General features: G+C 67.1%; 25 protein-coding genes. 8 read left to right on the top strand and 17 right to left on the bottom strand.

Translation table 11 applies throughout. The features are described from left to right. The first annotated feature begins 37 nt into the window (after positions 1-37). Entirely contained in the window at positions 38-1,372 is a 1,335-nt protein-coding gene (locus G3545_RS15350) for a homoserine dehydrogenase (RefSeq protein ID WP_170014048.1), read from the top strand. Positions 1,373-1,506: 134 nt separating this feature from the next. On the opposite strand, the gene G3545_RS15345 is transcribed toward G3545_RS15350, so the two are convergent. Beyond that, complete coding sequence (locus tag G3545_RS15345; RefSeq protein WP_170014046.1) at positions 1,507-1,770, bottom strand: hypothetical protein; 264 nt, start codon at positions 1,768-1,770, stop codon at positions 1,507-1,509. A 197-nt stretch (positions 1,771-1,967) separates the two neighbouring features. Here G3545_RS15345 and G3545_RS15340 point away from each other — a divergent pair, with 197 nt between their 5' ends. Next, positions 1,968-2,132: a hypothetical protein gene (locus tag G3545_RS15340; RefSeq protein ID WP_170014044.1), complete on the top strand. Its 165-nt coding sequence runs from the start codon at positions 1,968-1,970 to the stop codon at positions 2,130-2,132. A gap of 36 nt (positions 2,133-2,168) precedes the next feature. On the opposite strand, the gene G3545_RS15335 is transcribed toward G3545_RS15340, so the two are convergent. The 7 genes from G3545_RS15335 to G3545_RS15305 form a co-directional block, all read right to left on the bottom strand. Then, a complete protein-coding gene (locus G3545_RS15335) occupies positions 2,169-3,506 on the bottom strand; it encodes a hypothetical protein (protein ID WP_170014042.1) in 1,338 nt (445 codons plus the stop codon). Positions 3,507-3,587: 81 nt separating this feature from the next. After that, entirely contained in the window at positions 3,588-3,773 is a 186-nt protein-coding gene (locus G3545_RS15330; protein WP_170014040.1) for a hypothetical protein, read from the bottom strand. Positions 3,774-3,863: 90 nt separating this feature from the next. Continuing rightward, on the bottom strand, positions 3,864-6,311 hold the full coding sequence (gene lon, locus G3545_RS15325; RefSeq protein WP_170014039.1) for an endopeptidase La: 2,448 nt from the start codon (positions 6,309-6,311) through the stop codon (positions 3,864-3,866). 16 nt (positions 6,312-6,327) lie between these two features. Continuing rightward, positions 6,328-6,753, bottom strand: coding sequence for an Hsp20/alpha crystallin family protein (locus G3545_RS15320; protein ID WP_170014037.1), 426 nt, complete (start codon positions 6,751-6,753; stop codon positions 6,328-6,330). 246 nt (positions 6,754-6,999) lie between these two features. Then, on the bottom strand, positions 7,000-7,392 hold the full coding sequence (locus G3545_RS15315; protein WP_246702425.1) for a GtrA family protein: 393 nt from the start codon (positions 7,390-7,392) through the stop codon (positions 7,000-7,002). Beyond that, a complete protein-coding gene (locus G3545_RS15310) occupies positions 7,392-9,170 on the bottom strand; it encodes a glycosyltransferase family 39 protein (protein WP_246702424.1) in 1,779 nt (592 codons plus the stop codon). Before G3545_RS15310 ends, G3545_RS15315 begins: the two co-directional genes overlap by 1 nt. Next, complete coding sequence (locus G3545_RS15305; protein ID WP_170014033.1) at positions 9,167-10,222, bottom strand: glycosyltransferase family 2 protein; 1,056 nt, start codon at positions 10,220-10,222, stop codon at positions 9,167-9,169. The genes G3545_RS15310 and G3545_RS15305 overlap by 4 nt, the downstream gene beginning before the upstream one ends. A gap of 111 nt (positions 10,223-10,333) precedes the next feature. Between G3545_RS15305 and G3545_RS15300 the strand changes: the two genes are divergently transcribed. Then, a complete protein-coding gene (locus G3545_RS15300) occupies positions 10,334-11,215 on the top strand; it encodes a ChbG/HpnK family deacetylase (protein WP_281411678.1) in 882 nt (293 codons plus the stop codon). Here the strand turns inward: G3545_RS15300 and G3545_RS15295 are convergent. Next, the gene (locus G3545_RS15295) at positions 11,212-12,141 is read right to left on the bottom strand and encodes a LysR family transcriptional regulator (RefSeq protein ID WP_170014029.1); all 930 of its coding nucleotides are present in this window, start codon (positions 12,139-12,141) and stop codon (positions 11,212-11,214) included. The genes G3545_RS15300 and G3545_RS15295 overlap by 4 nt on opposite strands. Before the next feature lie 119 nt (positions 12,142-12,260). On the opposite strand from G3545_RS15295, the gene G3545_RS15290 reads away from it, so the two are divergent. Beyond that, the gene (locus G3545_RS15290; RefSeq protein WP_170014027.1) at positions 12,261-12,860 is read left to right on the top strand and encodes an NAD(P)-binding domain-containing protein; all 600 of its coding nucleotides are present in this window, start codon (positions 12,261-12,263) and stop codon (positions 12,858-12,860) included. Between the two features lie 215 nt (positions 12,861-13,075). Then, a complete protein-coding gene (locus tag G3545_RS15285; RefSeq protein WP_206151257.1) occupies positions 13,076-14,620 on the top strand; it encodes a serine hydrolase in 1,545 nt (514 codons plus the stop codon). Positions 14,621-14,708: 88 nt separating this feature from the next. On the opposite strand, the gene G3545_RS15280 is transcribed toward G3545_RS15285, so the two are convergent. Next, complete coding sequence (locus tag G3545_RS15280) at positions 14,709-16,034, bottom strand: TIGR03808 family TAT-translocated repetitive protein (RefSeq protein WP_246702423.1); 1,326 nt, start codon at positions 16,032-16,034, stop codon at positions 14,709-14,711. Between the two features lie 203 nt (positions 16,035-16,237). On the opposite strand from G3545_RS15280, the gene G3545_RS15275 reads away from it, so the two are divergent. Beyond that, positions 16,238-17,617: a PLP-dependent aminotransferase family protein gene (locus G3545_RS15275; protein WP_246702422.1), complete on the top strand. Its 1,380-nt coding sequence runs from the start codon at positions 16,238-16,240 to the stop codon at positions 17,615-17,617. Here the strand turns inward: G3545_RS15275 and G3545_RS15270 are convergent. Both G3545_RS15270 and G3545_RS15265 read right to left on the bottom strand, forming a co-directional pair. Beyond that, the gene (locus G3545_RS15270; RefSeq protein ID WP_170014018.1) at positions 17,602-18,030 is read right to left on the bottom strand and encodes a DUF983 domain-containing protein; all 429 of its coding nucleotides are present in this window, start codon (positions 18,028-18,030) and stop codon (positions 17,602-17,604) included. The genes G3545_RS15275 and G3545_RS15270 overlap by 16 nt on opposite strands. Positions 18,031-18,225: 195 nt before the next feature. Continuing rightward, positions 18,226-19,110 (bottom strand): alpha/beta hydrolase, encoded by an 885-nt coding sequence (locus tag G3545_RS15265; protein ID WP_170014016.1) that lies wholly within the window; start codon positions 19,108-19,110, stop codon positions 18,226-18,228. A 141-nt stretch (positions 19,111-19,251) separates the two neighbouring features. Between G3545_RS15265 and G3545_RS15260 the strand changes: the two genes are divergently transcribed. Then, entirely contained in the window at positions 19,252-19,458 is a 207-nt protein-coding gene (locus G3545_RS15260) for a hypothetical protein (RefSeq protein WP_170014014.1), read from the top strand. Between the two features lie 10 nt (positions 19,459-19,468). Here G3545_RS15260 and G3545_RS15255 read toward each other — a convergent pair whose 3' ends face one another. From G3545_RS15255 to G3545_RS15245, 3 genes are all read right to left on the bottom strand, one after another. Next, positions 19,469-20,125 carry an exopolysaccharide biosynthesis protein gene (locus G3545_RS15255; RefSeq protein WP_246702421.1) on the bottom strand — a complete coding sequence of 219 codons (657 nt, stop codon included), beginning with the start codon at positions 20,123-20,125 and terminating at the stop codon, positions 19,469-19,471. A 385-nt stretch (positions 20,126-20,510) separates the two neighbouring features. Further along, positions 20,511-21,050 carry a DUF924 family protein gene (locus G3545_RS15250; protein WP_170014012.1) on the bottom strand — a complete coding sequence of 180 codons (540 nt, stop codon included), beginning with the start codon at positions 21,048-21,050 and terminating at the stop codon, positions 20,511-20,513. An 11-nt stretch (positions 21,051-21,061) separates the two neighbouring features. Beyond that, entirely contained in the window at positions 21,062-22,456 is a 1,395-nt protein-coding gene (locus G3545_RS15245; RefSeq protein WP_170014010.1) for an aldehyde dehydrogenase family protein, read from the bottom strand. Positions 22,457-22,731: 275 nt separating this feature from the next. Between G3545_RS15245 and G3545_RS15240 the strand changes: the two genes are divergently transcribed. Then, entirely contained in the window at positions 22,732-24,201 is a 1,470-nt protein-coding gene (locus G3545_RS15240; protein ID WP_170018096.1) for a sensor domain-containing diguanylate cyclase, read from the top strand. A gap of 297 nt (positions 24,202-24,498) precedes the next feature. On the opposite strand, the gene G3545_RS15235 is transcribed toward G3545_RS15240, so the two are convergent. Together G3545_RS15235 and G3545_RS15230 are read right to left on the bottom strand one after the other, a co-directional pair. Beyond that, on the bottom strand, positions 24,499-24,897 hold the full coding sequence (locus tag G3545_RS15235) for a VOC family protein (RefSeq protein ID WP_170014008.1): 399 nt from the start codon (positions 24,895-24,897) through the stop codon (positions 24,499-24,501). Between the two features lie 14 nt (positions 24,898-24,911). Then, positions 24,912-25,430, bottom strand: a complete 519-nt coding sequence (locus tag G3545_RS15230; protein WP_170014006.1) for a hypothetical protein — start codon at positions 25,428-25,430, stop codon at positions 24,912-24,914. Between the last annotated feature and the right edge of the window lie 52 nt (positions 25,431-25,482).

Below are 25,482 nucleotides of genomic sequence, written 5' to 3'. Positions count from 1 at the left end.
CGGCTACCCAAGGGCGGCTGAGAGGGAGAAATGTCCGATGTTCGTCCAGACCGGGATCGTCCGCACCGGCATCGCCGCCGAGCTGGCTGCGCACGCCGCGATGCACGGGCCGATCACTCTCGGCCTCGTCGGGGCCGGGCAGATGGGCACCGATCTGGTGGTGCAGGCGGCGCTGATGCCGGGTGTGCGCATCGGCGCGGTGTGCGAGCGAAACCCCGAGAAAGTCGTCGATGCGGCGCTGATGTCCGGTCATGATCGCAGCCACGTCGTCGTCGCCTCCTCCGCGAACGATATCGACCGCATCATCGAGGCTGGGCGCATCGCGGTGACCGACGACTACATGGCGATGTGCGCGGCCGGGCGCATCGATGTGGTGATCGATGCCACCGGCAGCCCGAACATGGGCACCCTCGTCGCGCTGGAGGCGATCCGCAACGGCAAGCATGTGGTGCTGCTCAGCGTCGAGGCCGACATCACCATCGGCCGTTACCTCAAGCAGGAAGCGAAGAAGGCCGGCGTGGTGTTGACCGGCGCGGCGGGCGACGAGCCGGCGGCCACCATCGAGCTGATCGGCTTCGCCCAGGCGCTCGGCTTCGAGATCGTCGCCGCCGGCAAGGCCAAGAACAACACCTTCAAGATCGACGCAACGCCGGACGAGTTCGCCGAGGAGGCGAAGGCGCGCAACATGAATCCGCGCATGCTGGTGGAGTTCGTCGACGGCTCCAAGACCATGGTGGAGATGACCGCGCTCGCCAACGCCACCGGCCTTGTGCCGGACGTCGCGGGCATGCACGGTCCCGCCGCCGATCGCGACGTGCTGGCGCAGGTGCTCTGCACCAAGGAAGACGGCGGCATCCTCAGCCGCTCCGGCGTGGTCGATTTCACCCTCGGCAAGGACATCGCGCCGGGGGTGTTCTGCATCATCAAGCCGCGCCATCCGCGCATGATCGAGCGCATCGCCGATCTGAAGGTCGGCCCCGGCCCGTGCTTCGCGCTGATCCGCCCCTTCCATCTCACCAGCCTCGAAGTGCCGCTCTCCGCCGCCCGCGCCGTGATCTACGGCCGGCCGGACATGGAGGTGCTGGATCATCCGGTGGCGGAATGCACGGCAGTAGCCAAGCGCGATCTCGCGCCGGGGCAGAAGCTCGGCAAGATCGGCGAGTATGATTATCGCGGCTACACCATGGCATGGCGCGACGCCCGCGACAGCTTCGCGCTGCCGCTGGGCCTGGCCGAGCGCGCCCAGGTGCTGAAGCCGATCAGGAAGGGCGAGCGCCTGACCTATGATAATTGCGCGCCCGACGACGAACTGGTGGTGACGCAGATCCGCCGCCGCATGGACCAGGCCGATTCGGTGTATCTGGCGGCGTAAGCCTTCTCCACATGTCGTCATCCCGGCCGAAGCGCAGCGTAGAGCCGGGATCGCACGAAGGTGTTGCTCGGCTCCTTCCTACGATCCCGGATCGGCCTGCGGCAGTCCGGGATGACGCCTGAAAAGCTTGGGGCTCACACCTGCCGGTCCAGCCGTCCCAGCGTCCCCAGCCGCTCGCGGGCCTCTTCCAGCGCCTCGGCCAGTTGCTGCACCTGTTCCGGCCGCAGCACCAGCTGGAGTGCCGGCACCTGCTCGCCGGGCTTGGGCGGCGCGCTGCCGATCTCGAGCCTGAGGCCCACCGCCTCCTCGCCGAACAAGGCGGTGGTGAAACCCAGCAACGGCCACACTTTCAGATGGCCCACGCCGTCCTTTTCCCACTCGTCGAACTCGCCGGTCATCGGTCTCTCCACATACAATTTGCGCCGCCCTGACGTTAGGAATCGGCATTCGTCATGATCACCAGTATCATTCCATTCGGCCCATGTGGCGGCCCGATAAGGCTGCGGCCTTCCGGCGAGGCGGGACCTCGCCCAATCGAACAATGCCGCGAAACGCGCGTTCCCATATCGATGACGTTAGGCAAGGGGGAGACGCCATGGACACGCCGACCCGCAAGGCGCTGGAACTGCTGATCGAGATCGCCGAAGAGCGCCGCTTCCACGAAGCCGAAGACGAGGAGATCGAGTTCGCCGGCCGCATCGCCGATGCCATCACCCAGGTACGCACACTGCTTGCGGTGATGGGCGACGCGGCCAGCTAAACTCAACCTGCGCTAGAGCAATGCTACACCATTGCTCTAGCGCAACTCGGGGAAATACTCCGCGGCTTCAGGCGTCAGCAGCGCTTTCAACTCATTAATCGGCATGTCGAACAGGTCGCCCTCGCAGGCGGCGATGACGTGCGGCAGACCTTCGAGCGCGAACACGACCCGCTCACCCAACACACCCCGTTCACCCCTGGCGAAGCGGATGGCGAGGTTGGTCGCCACCAGGTCTTCGAGCCCGCAATCCTTCTCGGTCTCGGCGTCCTGCTTCTCGCGATGCGTCTCGACAAAGGCAACGAGAGCCTTGTCCGGTCCCCAGACATAGGCGTCGGGCGCGCCTGCGCGTGCGGTGGCGAGCACGACCGCCTGGCCGGCCGCCTCGCCGGACTTGTGCGCCACCCAGCCCTTGAAGATGCGGCTGAGATCGAGCGGCGCGCCCTTCGCCACGTCGAGCGTGTAGGATCTGGTGAAATTCTCCGGGTGCGCCCCGCCGCAGAACAGGCTGCCGGATTCGGTCCAGCTCATCAGACGGGGCGAGAGATAGCTGACCTCGATGGTCTGCTCGTCGAAACCGCCGAGCGTGCCGGCGGAATCGGCATACACCTCGCGCCAGCCGAAGCCCTGATACTGCTGGGCCTTGCAATCGAGCGCGCCGATGTTCAGCGCCCAGTGCCGGCCTTGCAGATAGCGATTGGCGGGGATGCCGGCGACGTCCGCGACGCCCGGCAGGCGCGAGATGCGCGGATAATGGAACTTGGTGCGGGGATCGACGACATAGCGAAAGGCGACATCGCCCCACGCCGTCTCCGGCCCGAGCGTCAGCGTTGCCTGCATCTTCAGGAAATCATAGGGCGTCGCCTGTCGGCTGATCGAAGGATCGTCCGACCACAGGCGCTGGTCGGTGAGTTCGACCAGCGCCTGCGGCGTATCCTCGAAATCCTTGCCGGTAGGCCGGCTGCCGACACGCTTGAGCGTCACCGGCTGCGATGCGCCGCCCGTGGCCTTCCAGATGCCGGTGAGCGCACCGGCAGCGTCGGCCTTCAGCGACCAAGTCGCGCCGATCGGCGGCTTCGCGGTCTGCCCGTCCGGCGGATCCTTGCAGATCTTCACCGTGCACGGCTTCTCCTCATTGAGCGCGATCACCCCGCCGCTGCCGGGCTGCAGCGGGATATCGATACCCTGCGCGGGGTAGAAATAGCGCCCCGCCAGCGGCTTGCCGGCAGCGGTCGGATCGCGGGTGAATTCGACGACGATCGGCGTCTTGCCGAGCGTGCCGCCATAGGTCCAGGCATCCGCTTGCGCGGCGCCCGCAAAGGCGAGCAGCGGCAAGCTCAGGGCCGCAAGGCGAGCGGCGACGGCACGAGCGATCACGGACGGCCCTATGGTAATGCCAAGGTTGCACCTTGGTAGCGCCATAGCACCGCTTCGCAAAGTGAGCCCGAAGTTCCTGCCTCAGCGCCCCGTGTGCCAGCGCACATGATGGTGCACGTGCCGCGACCCGCCAGCGGCGGCGTCGGACGTCGTCGCATTTCGGCCTTCGATCACCATCGGCGGCGGGGTCTGTTGCGGCGGGGGCGCTGCCGAGGACGCCGCGAAGCCGAAGACCAGCAAATTGGACCAGACGGAAAGGGCGCTCATCATCGCCTCCTTGCCGCCCCCGCGTAGGATCAAACAGTGAAAGCAACCCCGCCGGCCCCATGCGGGGTCGGCGGGACGGGTATTCGGGGGTCAGCCGGCGGCACGCAGCGGTGCAGCGGCTTCCGCCGGCTCCAGCACCGCGGCGACGGCGTCGTCCACCTTCTCCAGCCAGACGAACTCCAGCCGGTCGCGGACATCCTGCGGGATGTCCTCATAGTCGCGCCGGTTGCGCGCCGGCAGCATCACGCGCGTGAGCCCGGCACGTGCAGCCGCGACCACCTTCTCCTTGATGCCGCCGACCGGAAGCACCAGCCCGCGAAGGCTGATCTCGCCGGTCATGGCGGTGTCCTTGCGCACCGTGCGGCCGGTGAGCAGGGAGACAAGCGCGGTGAACATGGCGACACCCGCGCTCGGTCCGTCCTTCGGCGTAGCGCCGGCGGGGACATGGACGTGGACGTCGTTCTTCTCGAAGATCGCCGGATCGATGCCGAGCTCGCTGGCGCGGCTCTTCACCAGGCTCATCGCCGCCTGCGCGCTCTCCTTCATCACGTCGCCGAGCTGGCCGGTGAGGATCAGCCCGCCACGCCCACCGGGTATCTTCGTCGCCTCGATGAACAGGATGTCGCCACCGACCGGCGTCCAGGCGAGGCCGGTCGCCACGCCCGGCACGCTGACGCGCAGCGCCACCTCGTCCTCGAAGATCGGCGGCCCGAGCAGTTCGGGCAGCTTGTCGGCGCTGATCCGGGCCTCGCTCGCGCTGCCCTCGGCGATGTCGACCGCGACATGGCGCACTGCCCGCCCGATCTCGCGTTCAAGGTTGCGCACGCCGGCTTCCCGCGTATAGGCGCGGATGATCGCCTGCAGTGCGCTGTCCTCGATCTCGACCTGCTCCGGCTTCACGCCATTGGCTTCCAGCTGACGCCGCACCAGATAGCGCCGCGCGATCTGCAGCTTCTCCTGGTCGGTGTAGCCGGAGAGCGTGATGATCTCCATGCGGTCGCGCAGCGGCCCCGGTATGGTGTCGAGCATGTTCGCGGTGGCGATGAACACCACGCGCGACAGGTCGAACGTCACGCCGAGATAATTGTCCCGGAACGTGCCGTTCTGCTCGGGGTCGAGCACTTCCAGCATGGCGGCCGACGGGTCGCCCTGTATGCCGGAGCCCATCTTGTCGATCTCGTCCAGCATCATCACGCAGTCGCGGGTGCCCGCCTTGCGGATGCCCTGGATGATGTTGCCGGGCAGCGCGCCGACGTAAGTGCGCCGGTGGCCGCGGATCTCCGCCTCGTCATGAAGGCCGCCGAGCGACACGCGCACGAACTTGCGGCCCATGGCGCGGGCGATCGACTGGCCGAGCGAGGTCTTGCCGACGCCCGGAGGCCCGGCGAAGCACAGGATCGGTGCGTTGCCGTTGGGCGCCAGCTTGCGCACGGCGAGATATTCGACGATGCGCCGCTTGATCTTGTCGAGGCCGAAATGGTCCTCGTCGAGGATGCGGCGCGCCTCGGCGATGTCGATCGGTGCTTCCTCGGGTAGCCGCCACGGCAGCGCGATCAGCCAGTCGAGATAGGTGCGGATGATGCCGTATTCCGGGCTGGCGTCCTGCATGCGGCGCAGCCGGCCCAGCTCCTTGCGGGCCATCTGCTCCACATCCTCGGGCATGCCGGCATCGACGACCGCCTTTTCGAGATCGGCGATCTCCTGGGCATTGCCGCCTTCACCCTCGCCGAGCTGGCGCTGGATCGCGGCCATCTGCTCGCGCAGCAGCACCTCGCGCTGGCGCTCGTCGATCTGCGCCTTGGTCTGGCGGCCGATCTCCTGCGACAGGCGCAGCACCTCGATGCGGTGCGCCAGCAGGCGCGCCACCTTGTTCATGCGGGCGACGACGTCGACCGTCTCCAGCAGTTCCTGCTTCTCCTCGGGAGACACGTCGATATAGGCGGCGACGAGATCGGCGAGCGTGGTGGGCGAGGACGCCCCGCGCACCGCCGCCAGCAGTTCCGGCGGCACCTGCGGCAGCAATTCCAGCGCCTCGGTCGCCTGGCCCTGGAGATGGACGAAGCGGGCTTCGACATCGGAGGTCTGCTCGTCCTCTTCCTCGATCCGCCGCACCCGGGCGGTGATGAAGGGCTTTTCCTTGACGAACTCCTCGACATGGAAGCGCTGCTCGCCCTGGCAGACCAGGTGGTGCGTGCCGTCGGGCGCGGTGACATAGCGCAATATGTTGGCGACGACGCCCATGCGGTGCAGGTCCGTCGGACCGGGCTCTTCCTGGGCGGGATCGCGCTGCATCAGGATGCCGACCGGGCGGCCCTCGCGGATCGCCTGCTGGGCAGCGGCGACCGAACCGGGACGCGCCACGGCGACCGGCATGACGACGCCGGGGAACAGCACGAAGCTGCGCACGGGCAGGATGATCAGCGTGTTGTCGGACGCGGCAGCGACAGTGGCGTCGCTATTCGGCGTGAACGGTGCCGTCCCACTGCCGGCATCCGCCGCGAAGTGAGGGAAGGAACGCGTGTAGACGGGGTTCTTCATTTTCTATGCCCCCTTGTCAGACCAGCTTGCGCAGGACGATGGCGAGCGTGCCATTGACGATGGATGGACGGGAAACCTCATAGCGACCGGGCGGCAGCGCTACCTGTCGCTCGAAACGGCCCTGCGGCAGCTCCATGCGATGGATGGTGGCGGTACGCAGTTCGGCCGGCAGCGAACGCTCGCCGGTAATCGAGAGCGCGCCATTGTGGATCGCGACATGGATGTGCTCTGCGTCGACGCCCGGCAGCGCGGCGAATACCAGGAGCTCGCGCTCGGTCTCCAGCACATCGACCGGGGGCTCCCAGCAAGGCATGCGCTGGCGCGATGCGGACTGCGCCGGGGCGTGTCCCGGCTGGAACATCTGCCGGTGCATCCGCTCGGCGCGGCTGAGCATTTCGAGAGCGTCCGACCACATCCAGGCGTGGGGGTCAGTCTTCTTCATCGGCGTCTCCGTGGGCCGGCCGGGTTTCTAACCGGACTTGGCCAGCGGCGGAGATATGGGTTGCTGGAGTGCAACACGCCAGTGTGAGGCGCAGCGCGCGGCTGCAAGACCGTGCGTTGGCGAAACACCTGACCGGTCACCGCCGCGCCTTGCGGCGGCCATCTCGACCGCCGATGCGCCCGCGGGTATCAAAATCCCCGGGACAAGCCCGGGAATGATGGCATTTACGAAATCCGCTGTCGGCGATTACGCCGTCTTCGCCTCGCGGAAGGTCCAGAGCGTATTGCCGGCATAGTGCCAGAACAGCACCAGCCCGGTGGTCAGCACCTGTGCGAGGAGATAGGGCAGGCCGAGCCCGGCGATGAAGCCCGTCATCAGCAGCGCAGTGAGGCAGAGCCCGACGCCGGCGACGAGGAAGAATTTCGTCGCCGCCTCATGATGGGGCTTGGAGGAACGGAACGCGATGGTGCGGGCAAGCATGTAGTTGACCACGGCGCCGGCGAGGAAGCCGAGCGTCGAGGCCAGCACCGGATTGGCGCCGGTGCCCTGCACGAGAGCGACCAGCACCGTGTACTGCATAAGCGTTCCGACCACGCCGAGCGCGGCGAACAGCAGGAAATGCCGTATCCGTGCGACCATCATGGCTTCTTCTGCGCCACCGTCATCGAGCCCGGTCCGTTGAAGGACACAGCCGGGGTGTCCGGATTGTCGTCATCGTCCCACGGCAGGGGCTGGATCAGCTCCTCGTTCTCGTGCTTGGCGCGCAGGTCGACTACCATGGCAAGCGGCACACCCTTGCGGCTGATGGTGCGGTAGGTCATGCCAGGCACCAGGTTGTCACAGCCGATATTGGTGGCGGTGATGAGGAAGTCGGCATCGTCCCACTCGTCGGTCACGGTGAAGTTCGGGCCGAGATAGGTCGAGATCTGCAGCGGTTCGGCGCAGACCGCGACCTCGTAAGGCTTGGCCGGCGGCTTGCCACTGTGCTCGACGCCGTAGCGCAGGTCCAGCGCCGCCTCGCGCAGCGAATCCGACCAATAGTCGCCCTCGAACCGACCGGTGGCGCCCTTCAGGCCGCCGACCAGCTGGTTGTAACCGACATATTCGTAAGGATGCAGCTCGACGAAGTTCACCGCATTGAGCGCGAACAGGCCGCCCGCCACTGTTGCGAAGCCGAGCCCGAGCAAGGCCGAGCGCCGCATCGACCAGCGCCACAGTGCGCAGAGACCGATGGCGGCAACCACCGTCGCTGCGGGGATGACGAACAGGAAGTGGCGGATGCCGTTATAGAGCGGCGGCCGATCGAGGAGGGTGAAGACCACCGGCACTATGAGCGCCAGCGCCACCGGCAGATGGGCGACCAGCCGGCGCCGCCAGATGCCGTGCCATGCGCCTTTGGCGCCGGCCCCCTTGGTGCCGCCGATGAGGCCGGCAATCGCGAAGGCCAGTGCCGCCAATATGCCGGCCAGCGTCAGCTCCGGCAGCTTGATCAGCAGATATTCCGACATATAGGTCGCCGGCACCTGGTCGATCGGCACTTCCTGGCCGTTGATCAGCGTGCTGAGATCGAAGGCGAAATTGCTGAAGGTGCCCATCGCGGTGAGAAGGTTGGTCGGGGGCAGCACCGACCACGGCCAGGTCACCGCCATGATCACGAAAGCGATGAGGCCCGCGGGGACTAGGCGTAGCACCAGCCAAGGGAAGCGGCGCCATTCGCCGAGCAGCGCGGTGCCGGCCAGCAGCGTCAGCGCCAGATAGAGCCCGGCGAACACGCCGCCGACGCGAAGCCCCATCGCGCAGCCGACCGCGACGCCGAGCCCGATGACGGTGCGCCATGCCGGCAGCTCCGGCATGCGGCGGGCGATGACGGTGATGAAATAGAGGCTCCACACCATCGCCGCGGCAAACGGCACGTCCTTGGTGTGGGTGAACATGGCGCCGCCATACATGCCGGTGAGAGCGAGCAGCAACGCGGCCACGATGCCGGCCTTCTCGCCCGCCAGCAGCCGGGCGAGGTTCCAGGCTCCGAAGATGCCCACAAGCCCGAAGCTTGCCGAGAGCAGGTGCCGCAGCTCGAAAGTATCGAGCGGCACATGATGGTCGAGCCCGGCCGCGATCAGGTCGAACAGGCCGCCATAGAGATAGAGATTGATGTAGTGGAACGCCCCGTCATCGGTGAAGCCGCTCCTGTACCAGGACCAGAGCAACTGCCCGTAGGTGTGCTGCACCGGCTCGTCATTGCTGATGCCGTAGTCGCGGAACACCAGCAGCACCCAGGCGATGAGCGCGGCGAACAGCACAAGGCTGACCACTCGCGTCGCGGATGTCGATTGCCAGCTCGCGCGCACGGCGCGCAGGAAGCGGGCGACGACGCCGTTGGACGTCGTCGTATCAAGGTCGGAAACCTGCAATGTCACGAAGCGATCTCGTCGAGCGCGGGGGAGAGGGAGACGGGCGAGGCAGGAGGCAGGGTGGATTGGGCCTGGCGCTGGCCACCGATCTCGTCGGCGACCAGATAGAGCGGACGGTGTTTCACCTCGGTGAAGATGCGGCCGATATATTCGCCGATGACGCCGAGGCTGATGAGCTGCACGCCGGAGAGGAACAGCATGCCGACCATGATGGAGGCGAAACCCGGCGTGCGCACGCCGAGGAACAGTGTCTCGCCGATGAGGTAGATACCATAGAGCGCCGACATTACGGCGAGCCCGACGCCGGCCAGCGACCAGACCCGCAGCGGCACCATTGAGAAGCTCGACAGGCCGTCGATGGCGTAGCGCAGCAGCCGGATGAAGGAGAAGGAGCTGACGCCGGCGGCGCGCTCGGCCACCTCGAACTCGACCTCTTCCTGGCGGAAGCCGACCCAGGAGGTAATGCCCTTCATGAAGCGGTTGCGCTCGGGCAGCGAGTTGATGGCGTCGACGACGCGGCGGTCGAACAGGCGGAAGTCGCCGGCGCCCTCGGGGATATGCACGTCGCACATCATGCGGAAGAAATGATAGAAGCCGCGGCTGAACAGGCGACGGCTGAGCGGATCGGTATCGCGCGAATGGCGCACCGCATTCACCATCTGGGCGCCGCGCCGCCACGCCTCGATCATTTGCGGGATGACCTCCGGCGGATGCTGGAGATCGGAATCCATCAGCACCACGATTTCGCCGCGGGCGGCGCGAAGACCCGCCGCCATGGCGGCCTCCTTGCCGAAATTGCGGGCGAATCGCAGCGCCCGGATCGCCGGATCGTGGGCGCCGAGCATCGCCAGAGTGGCGAAACTGTCGTCGCGGCTGCCATCATCGACGAATACGAACTCTCGCTCCATGTCGGGATAGGCATCAAGCGTAAGGGAAAGACGTCGGTGCAGTGCTTCCAGGCAGCCTGATTCGTTATAGACCGGCACCACAATTGAAATGAACCGAGCTGCCCTTGCGTGAGGAACATGGACGGATTCTTCTAGGTCTTCTTGTCTCATGTGCAACATCAGAGGCCGCCGGGTTCTGGTTATTACATAAAAGTAATTTACGCCTGAGCTAAAGCGAGACTATAGATCGATTGTGATAATTGTTTGGCCTGCGAGGACCCGGTGCGCCAACGGCAAACGATAGTATTATGTGCCGATGACTACGGTATGAGTGGCGGCGTAAGCGACGCCATAGAAGAACTCATCGTGCACAAACGACTTTCAGCGACTGGGGCGATGACCGGCTTGCCGGCCTGGCGCCGCCGCGGCGAGGGCCTGCGACGGCTGGTCGCCGCGCATCCCGCGGATGTCGGCCTGCATCTCACCTTGACCGACCAGCATCCGCTGACGCGCGCCCTCGGCCTCGCTGTCGACGGGCGACTGCCCTCCATCGGGCGGCTGATGCGCCGCGCCTTCGCCCACACCTTGCCGCTCGACGCGGTGCGCGAGGAACTGCGTGCGCAGCTCGACGCCTTCGAGGAGGTGTGGGGCGGGCCGCCGGATTTCATCGACGGCCACCAGCATGTCCATGTGCTGCCGGGCGTGCGGACCGTGGTGATCGAGGAGATGGCGCGTCGCTATACAGGGGCCGCCTTCTGGCTGCGCTCCTGCCATGAGCCGGTCGCGCAGGCGCGGGCGCGCGGCGTCGGCTTCGGCAAGGCGCTGACCATCGGCACGCTCGGGCTTGGCCTCGAGGCACAAGCCGCCCGGTTCGGCATTCCCACCAATGACAGCTTCCGCGGTCTCTATGATTTCTCCGAGCGGCCGGCCTATGCCGAAGTGTTCCGCCGCAGCCTCACCGGGCCGGGGAACCGCATCCTGGTGCATTGCCATCCCGGCCATGTCGACGAGGAACTGCGCGCGCTTGATCCGCTGCTGGAGCCGCGCGAGCGCGAGTTCGCCTACCTCTCCTCGCCGGAATGCGGCGAGGCCCTGGACGCCGCCGGCATGCAGCTCGGCCGCTTCCGCGACATCGCACCAGTGCCCTTTCGCAACGCCGCCTAGCCCAGACTTCCCGCAAAACGCTCGGCGAGGCGCTGCCGCCGGAAGGCCTCGGTGACGAAATCGACGAAGGCGCGGGTCTTGGCCGGCAGCAGCGTGCGCCCGGCATAGTAGACCGAGACCGGTCCGGCATCGGCGTACCAGCGCGGCACCAGGCGTATCAGCGCGCCGCTCTCCAGATGCTCGAGTGCGTCCGGCACCGCGACCAGCGTGACGCCGAGCCCGAGCAGCGCCGCCCGCACCATGGCGGCGGGATCGTTGAATACGATGCTCTCCGGCAGTTCTGCCGCCATTTCCCGCCCATGGACATCACGCATGGTCCAGCGCCGCACCCGCCCGGTGCCGATCGAGCGCATGACGATGCCGTCGAGGCTTGCAAGGCCGGCCGGATCGGCCGGCGGCGTGCGATTTGCCATATAGGCGGGGGAGGCGACGGCGATGATGTGTGCCGGCGCCAGCACGCGGGAAATGATACCCGGTGCCAGTTCGAAGCCGCCGCCGATGGCGGCGTCGATGCCTTCCGCCACGAGGTCGACCGGACGGTTCTCGAAGCGCCAGTCGATCCGCACCTTCGGATAGCGGGCGAGGAAATCCGGCAGCAGCGGCACGATATAGTTCGGCCCGAAGCTCAGGCTGAGGCTTACCTTCAGCACGCCGGCCGGCTGGCCGCCGCCGCTTGTGGCCTCCACGATCGCCGCCCGCAGCCCGTCGAGATTGCCGCCGATGGCGAGGAGGAAACGCTCGCCGGCCTCGGTGAGGGCGAGCTTGCGGGTCGAGCGCTGGAACAGCCGCACGCCCAGGCTCCGCTCCAGCGCCGCCACGTTGCGGCTCACCGCGGCGGGAGTGAGCGCGAGCCGCCGCGCCGCCGCCGAGAAGCTGCCGGCCTCGGCGCTGCGCACGAAGGATTCGAGGGTGGCCAAACTTTCCATCGAAGCCGCCATGCCGATATCTTCAAGGAATGCTTGAAAGTGATATCCGACATTACCGGCTAATCGGCAGGGAATAAACCGACCATCTTCACTCCAGCAAACGCAACGGAGTGACCGACATGACCACCATCGGCATCATCGGCGCCGGCAATATCGGCACGGCCTTCGCCAAGGCGCTGGCCAGGCACGGCATCGCGGCCACCATCGCCAATAGCCGCGGCCCGGAAACCCTCGCGGAACTCGCCCAAAGGCTCGGTCCGACCATTACCGCCGGCACGCGTGAAGAGGCTTCGGCCAAGGACATCGTGCTGGTCGCGGTGAACTGGTCGAAGCTGCCGGCCGCGCTCGAAGGCCTCGATCTTTCCGGCCGCATCGTGATCGATGCCAGCAACCCGATCGAGGCGCCGCTGTTCAAGCCTGTCGACCTCGGCGGGCGGGTGTCGAGCGAAGTGTTCGCCGAACTCGTCCCCGGCGCGCGGGTGGTGAAGGCCTTCAACCACCTGTTGGCCCCCCTGGTCGCCGGTGATCCCGCCGCCGAAGGCGGCAAGCGTGTGCTGTTCTATTCGAGCGACGATGATGCCGCGAAAGCCGAGGTCGGCGCGCTGATCGACGAGCTCGGCTTTGCCGGCATCGACCTCGGCAGCCTCGCCGTCGGCGGCCGGCTGGCGCAGTTCCCCGGCGGCCCGCTGCCGGCGCTGAACCTGGTGAAGTTCGGGTAAACTCGTTCGTTTCCATTAAGCCGTCATCCCGGCCGAAGGCGGAGCCGTAGAGCCGGGATCGCGTGACAATAGAGAGCGTGGCGCGATCCCGCCTCGCCGCTGGCGCGGCGTCCGGAATGACGGCCTGGGGGAAGCTATTAATCCCGCCGGCACCTTCCGCTTCCGACGACGCACACTTTCGCGCATTGTGGCGGCCCCAAAACGGGAGCCGATCCATGAAGCCAGCCGTCCTCGCCGCCCTTCTTCTCCTGGCTGCCGCCCCCGCGCACGCCGAAGATCTGCCGTCGCCACCCGAGTTCTCGGTGGTGCCGGTGCCGCCGGGCCAGTTCGAGAAGGCGCTTGACCGGCTTGATGCGCTCGCCGGCGACATCATGGGCAAGACCGGCATTCCCGGCATGGCGGTCGCCGTGGTGAAGGACGGCGTCACCGTCTATGCCAAGGGCTTCGGCGTGCGCAAGAATGGTGAGCCGGCAAAGGTCGACGCCGACACCGTGTTCCAGATCGCCTCGCTGTCGAAGTCGCTCTCCGCCACCGTGGTCGCCCATGAGGTCGGCACCAGCGCGGTCACCTGGGACACGCCGGTGGTGAAGCACCTGCCCTGGTTCGCGCTGGCGGACCCGTGGGTGACGCAGCACGTCACCATCGCCGATCTGTTCGCCCACCGTTCCGGCCTGCCGGACCATGCCGGCGACGTGCTGGAAGATCTCGGCTACGACCGCAAGCAGGTGCTGGAGCGGCTGCGCCTGTTGCCGCTGGCCAGCTTCCGCGACACCTATGCCTATACCAATTTCGGCCTCACCGCCGCGGCCGAGGCGGTCGCCGCCGCCGACGGCAAGGACTGGGCAAGCCTGTCCGACGAGGTGCTGTACCAGCCGCTCGGCATGAACGCGACCTCCTCGCGCTTCGCCGATTTCACCGCCCGGCCAGACCGCGCCGTCGGCCATGTGAAGGTCGGGGGCAAGTATGAGGCGAGATACCAGCGCCAGCCGGACGCGCAGTCGCCCGCCGGCGGCGTCTCCTCCAATGTGCGCGACCTGGCCCGCTGGATGGCGATGGTGCTGGGCGGCGGCCAGCTCGACGGCGTGCGCATCATCAAGGAGGACGCGCTGTTGCCGGCCATCACCGGGCAGATGATCGCCACGCCCTCGACCACGGCTGCGGCGCGCCCCAGCCTCTATGGCTATGGCTTCGGCGTCGGGGTCGGCGCCTCCGGTCGGGTGACGCTCAGCCATTCCGGCGGCTTCGCACTCGGCGCCGGCACCAATTTCTTGATGATCCCCTCGCTCGGCTTCGGCATCGTCGTGCTCACCAATGCCGCGCCGATCGGAGCGGCGGAATCGCTCGCCATGAGCTTTGCCGACCTTGTGCAGTACGGCGACGTGACGCGCGACTGGCTCGCCGCCTATGCGCCGCTGTTCGCGCCGATGGTGGCGCCGGAGGGCCGGCTTGTCGGCGCGCCGCCGCCGGCCAATCCCGCGCCCGCCGCTAGTCTCAGCGCCTATGCCGGCACCTACGCCAACGCCTATTTTGGCGATGCCGAGGTCGCGCTGAAGGATGGGCGGCTGGCCCTCAAGCTCGGCCCGGCCGGCGTCACCTACCCGCTCAGCCATTGGGACGGCGACACCTTCGTGTTCCGTCCGTCGAGCGAGAATGCCCCGCCGGGCTCGATCTCGACCGCGAAATTCAGCCGCGGCAATCCGGCGACGCTCGCCATTGAATATCTCGACGAGGACGGGCTCGGGACTTTTTCCAAAAAATGAAGCGTCGTCATCCCGGAACCGTCGTCAGGCGAAATCCGGGAACGCTGGAAATCCGAGAGCGATCCCGGCTCTTCGGCCGGGATGGCGGCTACAGGGAACGGTTGCCGTTCAGCGTCAGCCGCGGATCGATCCGCGCGCCGGGAGCGAGCAGGTCACCGGTCAGCGGTTTCTCCCAGGCGAGGCCGACAATGGCGCCGTCCCTGGCTCCGGAGATCAGATTGTCGGCGATCACCGCCGAACCCGCGCCCTCGACCAGCGACACGCCGATGCCGATGCCGGCATTGCGCACCACGTTGCCGGTGATGCTCACGTCGCGCAGATAGGGTCCGTAGCCGAGCCGGATGCCGGCGGAAGGCGCGCCCTCCACCACATTGCCGCTGACCGCGCTGTCGGCCTCGACGACGATGCCGACGCCGCTGGCGCCGCCGGGATCATTGCCCGGCGGCAGGCCGGTCCTGAGGTTGCGCACCAGATTGCCCTGCACCACGGCCAGGCGGCCGCCTTCCTTGAAATTGGTGATGCAGATGCCGACCGCGGCGTCCTCGACGATATTGCTCGCCACCACCGCGCCCTGGAAGCCGAACTCGACGAAGATCGCCACCTCGCCCATCCCCGAGCAGTTATTGCCCAGCACCTGGAGGTTCGAGGCGGCATTGCCGCGCACAGCTGAATACGCGCAGCCGCTGATGCGGTTATTGGCGACGATCACATTGCCGGCGCGGAAGATGTTGATGCCGTTGCCATATTGTCCCGATCCGCCGGACTTCATGCCGATGCCGGAGATCCGGTTGCCGCTCACCAGCGTGCCGTCCGGACCCGGCGTGGAGCGCCAGACCAATATGCCGTTGTCGGCGGCGCCATCGACGTTGTTGCCCTCGATGCGCAGTCCCCTGGAATCCTGCGCGAACAGCGCCGCCTTGCCGGCCCTGGCGATGGTGCAGCCGGAGACCTCGCCGGCAACGCCGGTGAGCGCGATGGCATTACCGGGAGCACCGGTCACCACGCAGTCGCGGATGCGCACGCCGCTGCCGCGATCCACCGACAGGCCGCCGCCCTCGAAGGCGAGCCCGTCGAGCACGAGGCCGTCGCCGCCGCTCAGCAGCACGGCGTCGCCGGTCGAGACCAGCCGGCTCGCGCCTGGAGCGCCGGCAAGGCGGGTGCCGTTCGCCGCCTTCAAGGCGCTGGTGCGATAGATGCCGGCGGGCAGATAGAGCGTCTCGCCGCTGATGGCCACGGTGTCCAACGCCTTCTGCAAGGCGCGACCCTGGTCGGCGGCGACGCCCGGCTTCACCCCGAACTCGGTTACCAGGCGCAAGGCAAGCGGCGCAGCAAGCGCCGGGCGAGCCGCCGCCACGCCGGCAAGCGCGCCGGCGAGGGCGAGGAAATGTCGTCTGGTCTGGGAACGAGGCGTCAAGGAAGATCCTCCGGCGGATGCGGCCTGCCGATGCTTCGAGGCTCGCTCCGCTCGCACCTCAGCATGACGGGAGGTTGTTAAAGCCACGTCATCCCGAGGTGCTCCGCATAGCGGAGCCTCGAAGGATGCTGAAGCAGAGCGTCCCATCCATTGTGCGCCCACTCCTGCACGCATACATTCCTGCGCATTGCATGGAGACGCTGGTGCAGCTCGACACCACCCGCCCGCACTGGATGCCGGCGCTCGATCATGATGGCGCGCCGCTCTATCTGCAGATCGCCGGCGCGCTGGAGGCGGCGGTGGCGGATGGGGCGCTGCGTCCCGGCGACCGGCTGCCGCCGCAGCGTATGCTGGCGGGCGCGCTGGGTGTCGATCTAACTACCATCACCCGCGCCTATGACGAGGCGCGGCGGCGCAGGCTGCTCGACGCGGTGACCGGGCGCGGTTCGTTCGTGGCCTCGCGCGGCACGCATCCGGACGAGACCATCGATCTCGGCATGAACATCCCGCCGGCGCCGCGCGGCATGAGCCTCGCCGAGCTGATCGGGCGCGATGTCGCGAGCCTGCTGCGCGGCACCGATGCCGACCGGCTGATGACCTATCATGTCGGCCCCGGCACCGAAGTCGACCGGGCGGCGGGGGCGCTGTGGCTGGAGCCGTTGCTGGGCAAGCTGCCGGTCGGGCGCATCGTCGTCGCCCCGGGCGCGCAGGCGGCGCTTGCCGCGGTGTTGTCGCTGCGCGCCAGGGCCGGCGACACCATACTCGCCGAGCAGCTGACCTATCCCGGCCTCATCAGCGCCGCCGCGCAACTGGGTTTGCGTGTGGTCGGCGTCGAAACCGATGGCGAGGGACCGCTGCCGCAGGCGCTGGAGGCCGCCTGCCGGCTGCATGCTCCGCGCCTCGTCTATCTGCTGCCGACCATGCAGAACCCCACCACCGTCACCACGCCGGAGCCGCGCCGCCGCGAGATCGTGCGCATCGCTGCGCGCATGCGGCTGCCGATCCTGGAGGACGATCCCTACAGCCTGCTGGCGGGTAACGCGCCGCCGGCCTTCGCGACGCTGCTGCCGCAGCAGACCACCTATATCGCCACCGTCTCCAAGACGCTGACGCCGGGGCTGCGGCAAGCCTATGTGGTGTTGCCGGCGGGTGAGGGCGGAGAAGCTCTGGTCGGCGCGCTCCGGGCGCTCGACCTGATGCCGGCGCCGCTGATGACGGCGCTGCTGACGCGCTGGATTCGCGAGGGCACAGCGGCGCGGATACTGGAAGCGGTACGCTCCGAGGCGGCGCTGAGGCAGCGCCTCGCCACCGAACTATTGCCGAGCGCCGCCGGCCACCGGAATGGCCTGCATGTCTGGCAGGCCTTGCCACAGCACTGGAACCGTCATCGCCTGATCGAGGCGGCGCGGCGCCACGGGCTCGGGGTCACCCCGTCTGATGCCTTCGCGGTGGAAGCCCCAGCGCCGGATGCGGTGCGCATCTCGCTCGGTGCGGTGCCCGATCGCACCAGGCTGCGCGACGCATTGGCCACGCTTGCCGCCATCATCCGCGAGGAGCGGCCGGGCGGCTATCGGGTGGTGTGAACGGGCTTCGCGGCCGGGGCGGTCGCCAGCACGCGCTGGCCCTCCTCGGCCTTGTAGTAGTATTGGCTCGCCACCAGCCAGCCCTTCAGCGGCCGCAGCGGCGGCACGCAGGTGAGCAGCAGGAAGGGCAGCGTGGTCACCAGATGCACCCAATAGGGCGCCTGGAATGCCACCTCGATCCACAGCCCGAACATCACCGCGGGTATGCAGCCGAAGCAGATGACGAAGAAGGCCGGTCCGTCCGCCGGGTCGGCGAAGGAATAATCGAGCCCGCAGGATTCGCAGCGCGGCGCGAGGGTGAGGAAGCCCTTGAACAGCCGGCCCTGGCCACAGCGCGGACAGCGGCCGCGAATGCCGGTCTCCATGGGAGACAGCTTCGGCCAGCGGGTTTCCGATGTGACGGTGTTGGACATGACGGGTCCCTTTCGTTCGTGCACGGAACGTGGGACGGAGCCCGGATGCTGTAAAGACAATCCGATTTATTGTATGGCATAAAAAGGCAGATTGTATGCGTTCATCGTCATCCCGGCCGGAGGGCCGGGATCGCGTGAAAGTCCTTCTCGCGATCCCGGATACGGCCTCCGGCCGTTCCGGGATGACGTGGATTTTCAGCCCGCCAATCTCTCCCGAATGAACCGGCCGGCGCTGGCGATTGCCTGCCGCCCCGCCGCCAATCGCTGCCACCAGAGCGGCCAGGCGTGGATCATGTCCGGCCAGATCTCCAGCGTCGCCGGCACATTGGCGGCGCCGAGCTCGCCGGCGATGCGTACCGCGTCGTCGAGCAGCGTCTCGCAGGCGCCGACCTGCACCAGCGTCGGCGGCAGGCCGGCGAGATCGGCGTGAAGCGGCGAGACCAGCGGGTCGCGGCGGTCGGCATCAGCGGCATAAGCTTCGGCCAGCCCCACCAGATAGTCGTGATGGATCAGCGGATCGACGGTGTCCTTCGAGGCCATGCTGGCGCCGGTCATCTCCAGATCCACCCAAGGGGAGAGCAGCCAGAGCAGGCCGGGCAGATCCTCGCCCGCGGCACGCAGGCTGAGCGTGGTGGCGAGGCTGAGCCCGCCGCCGGCACTGTCGCCGCCAATGACGATCCGCGCCGCGGGGATGCCGCTTGCCCGCAGGAAGCGGAAGGCGGCCAAAGCGTCATCGAGCGCGGCGGGGAAGGGGTGCTCCGGCGCGAGGCGGTAGCCCAGCGCCAAGGTGCGCACGCCTGCAGTGCGGCCGATCTCGGCGACCATACCGCGATGGCTGCGGATCGAACCGGAGCAATAGCCGCCGCCATGCAGATAGAGCAGCACCTTGCCCGGATCAGCACCGGGCGTCAGCGACCATTCGGCCGGAATCCCGCCGATCTCCTCGGCCGAGAAGGTAATGTCGCCAACCGGCGGATCGATCGCGCAGATCTCGTCCATGCGCTGCCGGCGCTCGGCCCAGCCGACCGGCCGCGGCTTGCCGGCGAGCAATGCCCGCACACTCTCGATCTCGCTCGCCATGAAAACGTCCCCCCATCGAAGGCACACGATAACACCGTGGCGGGCGCAGCTAAATCGTACTCACCATTAACCATTTCCCGCCATCGTGACCGAACCTCACGCCGCGATTCGCGCACGGCCTTCGATCATCCGGGTTGGTTCATGAGTAATGTGATTCCGTTTCCTGTCCGCGTTCCCGCCTATGAAGCCGAGCCCGAGATCGATCTTTATACCGCCGTCGATGTCGCCATTCGCGACCTGCGCGACATTGCCCGCCGCCTTGCCGCCGACGATGCCGGCCGCGAGCAGGCCACAGAGTGCCTGAACATGCTCGCCCGCGCGCTGGCCTCGGCGCAGGCGACCGGCTGAGGCGCCCCGTTCAGCCGAAGAAGCTGGTGATGACGTAGAGCGCCGAGCGCACCAGCGCCCAGACCACGCCCCACACCACGCCGAGTGACCCCAGCGCGATCGTCATGCCGGCGATCACCCACACGCCGTCGCGCTCCAGTATGCCGAGCGCGAGCACGCATACCGCAAGCGCGGGCAGCATGTTGCCGAGCGGGATCGGCAGCACCAGCACCACCGCCAGTATGAAGCACATGATGCCGACGATATTCTCGCCCGGCGGGTGGGCGAGAAAGCCGAGCCTTGGGCGCAGCAGCTTCTCCGCCTTGGCGAGCCAGGGCGCGGCCTTCTCGATGAAGCCGGCGAATTCGCGCCGCCCGATCGAGCGGTCGGCGATGAAGCGCGGCAGCCATGGATCGCGACCGAGCGCAAGCTGGAGCGTGAGGAAGATCAGTGGCGCGCCGAGGACCGTGGAGGTGCCGGGCGGCGTCGGCAGCACGTTCGGCAGCGAGAAGATGAACATCAGCGGGCCGAAGGCGCGCTCCTCCATCACATTGACCAGGTCGCCAATGGCGATGCGCTCGCGGCTGGTGTCGTTGGCGATGGCGCTCAGCATGTCCGACAGCCGCGTGGCGGCCGGCTCGGTGGCGCCCGCCTCGGGCGCGGCACTGTATGGGCTTTCGGACGACACGAGGCGGCACACTCCGGATGCGCGGCGGGGATGCCGGCAACGGCTAAATAGGTGGCGAATGTGACGACAACCAGAAGACTGACCTAAGGTTCATCTCAGATGGAGCACAGACGAACCACGTCGTACCTAGCAGTTGGCCCTTGGCCAACTGCGGGAGGTGCGAGCACAGCGAGCCTCGAAGGCAGAAGAAGGCGGCCATCGGGAACGGGCATCCGTCTAGGCCGCTGCGCGCGCCTCAGGATAACGTCGCTGGGGAGGCGTCGCGATCAGGTCCAGCTGAACAGGAAGGCGCCGACTGCCACTACCAGGATCACCGCCACGGTGATCCAGTGCTTCGCCGTAAAGTCATGCATCGTCATGGTATGCCCCTCTTCCCGAGGGGGAATTAGCCCGAAAAGCCGCCGCCGTCGAGGAAGGCCTGCTCCTCCGCCCTGGTCTCGCGTCCGAGCAGTGCATTGCGGTGCGGAAAACGGCCGAAGCGGGCGATGACGTCGCGATGCACGATCGCCCATTCGAGATCGTCGCTGCCGAGCGCCGTGTAGAGCGCGACGGCGCGCTCCTGGTCCGCGGGCGCCTCGGAATGGCTGAACGGCAGATAGAGGAACGCCCGCACCTCAGGTTCGAGCTGCTGGTCGAGGCCGCGGTCAATCGCGCGATCGGCGAAGTGCCGCGCCAGCGGGTCGGTGGCAAACATGTGCGCGCTGCCGCGGAAGGCGTTGCGGGGGAACTGGTCGAGCAGGATCATCAGCGCCAGCGCACCCTCGGCGCCGTCGATCCAGGAATCGAGCTCGCGTTGCGCGGCGGCGAAGTGCGCGTCCCGGAAGCGTGACCGGAAGGCGGCATCGAACGCCTCGTCCTTGGCAAACCAGCGATCCGGCCCGGCCTCGCGCCAGAAACCGCAGACGGAAGGGACGCTATGGCTCATCCGTAACTCCTTCACCCCGGCAGCTTGTGCCGTAGATGGAAGGATTTCGGCCGCGTCAGCATCTCGAAGCCGATGCGCGACAGCGAGGCGCCGCGACCGGTGTCCTTGACCCCGGTCCACGCAAGTCCTGGATCGAGATAGTCGCAGCGGTTCATGAACATCGTGCCGGTCTCCACCTCGCGGCCGATGCGCTCGGCGGCGTCGAGGTCGGCGGTCCAGATCGAGGCGGTGAGCCCATAGATGCTGTCATTCATCAAGGACAGCGCCTGCGCATCGTCCTTCACCTTCATGATGCCGACCACCGGGCCGAAGCTCTCCTCGCGCATCACCGACATCGAATGGTCGACGCCGGTGAGCACCTGCGGTGCCAGATAGGGCGTACCCTCGCGATTGGCCGGGAAGGTGGCATGCTCGATATGGGCTTTCGCGCCCTTCGCCACCGCCTCATTGGTCTGCCGGCGCACCAGATCGGCAAAGCGCGGCTGCGCCATCGGGCCGAGCGTCGTCGCCTCGTCGAGCGGATTGCCGAGCACATAGTTGCGCGTCAGCGCCACATAGCCCTCGAGGAAGCGGTCATAGAGGCTTTCATGCACATAGATGCGCTCGATGCCACAGCAGCACTGGCCGGAATTGTAGAAGGCGCCGTCGACCAGGTTCTCGACCGTGAAATCGAGGTCGGCGTCGGCACGTACATAGGCCGGGTCCTTGCCGCCCAGCTCCAGCCCAAGGCCGGTGAAGGTGCCGGCGGCCGCGCGCTCGATGGCGCGTCCGCCTTCCACCGAACCGGTGAAGTTCACATGGTCGACCGCGCCAGAGCCGAGCAGGCGTGAGGTCTGCTCGTGCGTCAGCACCAGATTGGTGAACAGCCCCTTCGGGATGCCGGCACGATCCATCGCCATCTGGAAGCGCTCGCCGACGAGGATGGTCTGCGCCGCGTGCTTGAGAATTACCGCATTGCCCGCGATCAGCGCCGGGGCGATGGTGTTCACCGCGGTGAGGTAGGGGTAGTTCCACGGCGCCACCACGAAGACGATGCCGACGGGATCGCGGCTCACATAGCGCCGGAAGCCTTCGCGCGCATCGTGCGGCACCACCGGGGCAAGGGCGTCCTCGGCCATGTCGACGACATAGCGCACCCGCTCCTCGAAGCCGCGGAACTCGCCGCCATAGCGCACCGGCCGGCCCATCTGCTGGGCGAGTTCCGGCACGATCTCCTGGTTCATCGCCAGCATGGCGTCGAGGAAGGCGAGCACATGGGCCGAGCGCTCGGCAATGGGCAGGCGCGCCCATTCCCGCTGGGCGGTCCGTGCCGCGGCCAGCGCGGCGGCGATGGCGGCATCCGATGCAGCCGGGCGGCGGGCGAGTTCCTGCCCGTCAATGGGGGAGATGCAGACGATGTCGCTCATGGATGTTCACCACGCGTTACCTGTAATTTCGAAATGATGCATGCGAACGGAATTATCTCTATAAGCGGATACTGCACGCGACGCACCCGTGGCCTCTCCCAGAGGATACCGGCGTCGGCGACAGTCGCAATCCGGTGGTTGTTCGGCGGGAATTTACCGCTTGCGGCAAGCATTCCTAAATCGCTTCAGGCGTAGACTTGCCGCGGACTTCTATTTCCATGACCGACTCGCGTGACGACATGCTGCATGTGGAAGGCCCGGGCCTTGCCGACGAGATGGCGGGCGCGCTGGCCACGCGCGACGACGCCGAGATGTTCGAGCTCGCGCCCGTCGCGCTCTGGGTCGAGGATTTCAGCGGCGTACGCGCGCAGTTCGAGGAATGGCGCGCGCAGGGCGTCACCTCGCTGCGCGATCATCTGCGCGGCCGGCCGGCTCTGGTGCGGCAATGCTCCGAGCGCATCCGCATCGTCAAGGTGAACCGCCGCACGCTGGAGCTGTTCGCCGCCCGCGACCTCGATCACCTCATCGCCAATATTGGCCGCGTGTTCCGCGACGACATGCTGAAGACCCATATCGAGGAGCTGTCCCAACTCTGGGACGGGCGCACCGAGTTCCGCAGCCACGCGGTGAACTACACGCTCGACGACCACCGGCTCGACGTCCAGCTCAAGGGCACCATCCTGCCCGGCTATGAGGAGAGCTGGGAGCGCATATTGCTCTCCACCGAGGATGTCACCGAGCGCGAGACCGCGCGCCGCCAGATCGCGCAGGCCGAGACCTATGCCCGCGGTCTGTTCGAGCACTCTCCGATTTCGCTCTGGGTCGAGGATTTCTCCAGCGTCAAGCAACTGGTCGACGATGTGCGCTTCCGCGGCATTTCCGATTTCCGGGTGTTCACTGACGTGCACCCCGAATTCGTGCAGCGCTGCATCAGCGAAATCCGCGTCATCGACGTCAATCGCCATACGCTGGAGATGTTCGGCGCCCCGGACAAGCCGACGCTCCTGAACAATCTCGGCTCGGTGTTCCGCGACGACATGCTGCGGCACTTCCGTGAGCAGCTCATCGATCTGTGGAGCGGCAAGCTGTTCCATCAGCGCGAGGTGATGAATTATCGGCTCGATGGCGAGGAACTGCATGTCCATCTGCAGTTCTCGGTGCTGCCCGGCCACGAGCACGACTGGTCGCTGGTGCAGGTGGCGCTCACCGACATCACCGCGCGCAAGAAGGCGGAAGCCTATCTCGAATATCTCGGCAAGCACGACGTACTGACCAAGCTCTATAACCGCTCCTTCTATATCGACGAATTGAATCGGCTGGAGCGCAAGGGCCCGTTCCCGGTCACCATCATCATGATCGACCTCGATGACCTGAAAGCGGTCAATGACCAGCTCGGCCATGCCGCCGGCGACACGCTGCTGCGCCGCGCCGGCGAGGTGCTGGCCAAGGCGGTGGACAAGCCGAATTGCGCCGCCCGCATCGGCGGCGACGAGTTTGCCGTGGTGCTGCCGGGCACCGAGGCCGCCGCCGGCCTAACGGTGATGGAGAACATCGAGAAGCTGGTGGAGCTCAACAACCAGTTCTATTCAACCACGAAGCTGAAGCTTTCCATGGGGCTTGCCACCAGCGAGGCCGGCGAGCGGCTGGAAGCCGTGGTGAAGCGCGCCGACCTCGAAATGTACGAGGCCAAGCGCGCCGTCGCCAGCGCCCGCCCGGGTCCTGCGAAGCGCCGGGCGGTGTCTTAAGGGAGCTCGGTTTCAGCATCCTTCGAGGCCCGCTGCGCGAGCACCTCAGGATGAGGTTCCATTTTAGTACGACGTCATCCTGAGAGCCCGACCGAAAATTCCAATTGGCCCTCATCCCCGGACTTGATCCGGGGATCCAGCCCATCCGCATGCACCCGGTCGAAGTCTGGATCCCCGGGTCAAGCCCGGGGATGAGGGTGGAAAGGTAGCTCGTTCAACGGATAAGTCGAATTTTGGATCAAGCTCTGAGGTGCCCGGCAAAGCCGGGCCTCGAAGGATGTTCAAGCGGGGCGCCGGCTACATCCCGCCCGCATGCACGAAGCAGAGCTTGTTGCCTTCGGGATCGCGGCAATAGGCGCCGTAATAGTCCGGGGCGTAATGCGCGCGGATGCCCGGCGCGCCTTCATCGACGCCGCCACGGGCGAGCGCCGCCTGCCATGCCGCATCGACCGCGGCCGGCGAGGGCGCCATGAAACTCACTTGCGTGCCGTTGCCCCAGGTCGCGGGCAGGCCGTTGAAGGGCAACTGGACGAAGAATTGCGGCCAGTGCCGGCCCGGGATGACCCAGCCGATGCCGGGCGGGCCGCCATCATCCTCTTGCCCCATGCGGACGAGGCCGAGCGGGGCAAGCACCGCGTCATAGAACCGGCCCAGCAGTTCGAGGTCGCGGGCGCCGAGGATGATGTGGCTGTACATGCCGGCCTGCCCGTTCATTGCGAAAGACGCTTGCTGGTGCCGCAGGCGAAGCCGGCGGCGCGCTGGTCGACGAGGCGCCGCGCCTTGGCATTGGCGTCCGCCCCGCCGGCGACTTCGCCCATGATGCAGGATTTGCCGCCCGGCTCCAGCCGGTAGACGACGAGCAGCGTGCGGCTCAGCTTGCCGATCCGCGAGCCGACCCGGTAGCGCAGGATCGCGGCAACCGGCGCGCCGGCATTCGGGCCGCGCCATTCGACCCGCTCGCCTGCCTCGAAGAAGCTGGCAAAGCCATACTCCTCCTTAAGCGGGGCGGTACCAAAGCCAACCCAGGAGCCGTCTTCCTCGCCGGTCCAGACGACGTCGAAGCCACCGAGGCCGGGGCATTTGTGGACCGTCACGATGTCGGGTTCCGGCGACTCATCGGCCGGGCATTTCTCCCAGTCGTGCGTCGTATAGGCGCTCTCATGGTCGGCGGCTCCAGCTGGCACGAGGGTGGCGAGAAACAGGACCGGGACGGCGAGAAGGCGTATCATGGCGCATGCCTTGCTGGGTTCGCGGACGGCCTCCTATCCGCCGTCTCGCCTG

The organism is Starkeya sp. ORNL1 (assembly GCF_012971745.1).
GTDB lineage: Bacteria > Pseudomonadota > Alphaproteobacteria > Rhizobiales > Xanthobacteraceae > Ancylobacter.
The sequence above is the reverse complement of the archived record's forward strand: the minus strand, read 5'-3'. Positions and strand labels throughout refer to the sequence as shown.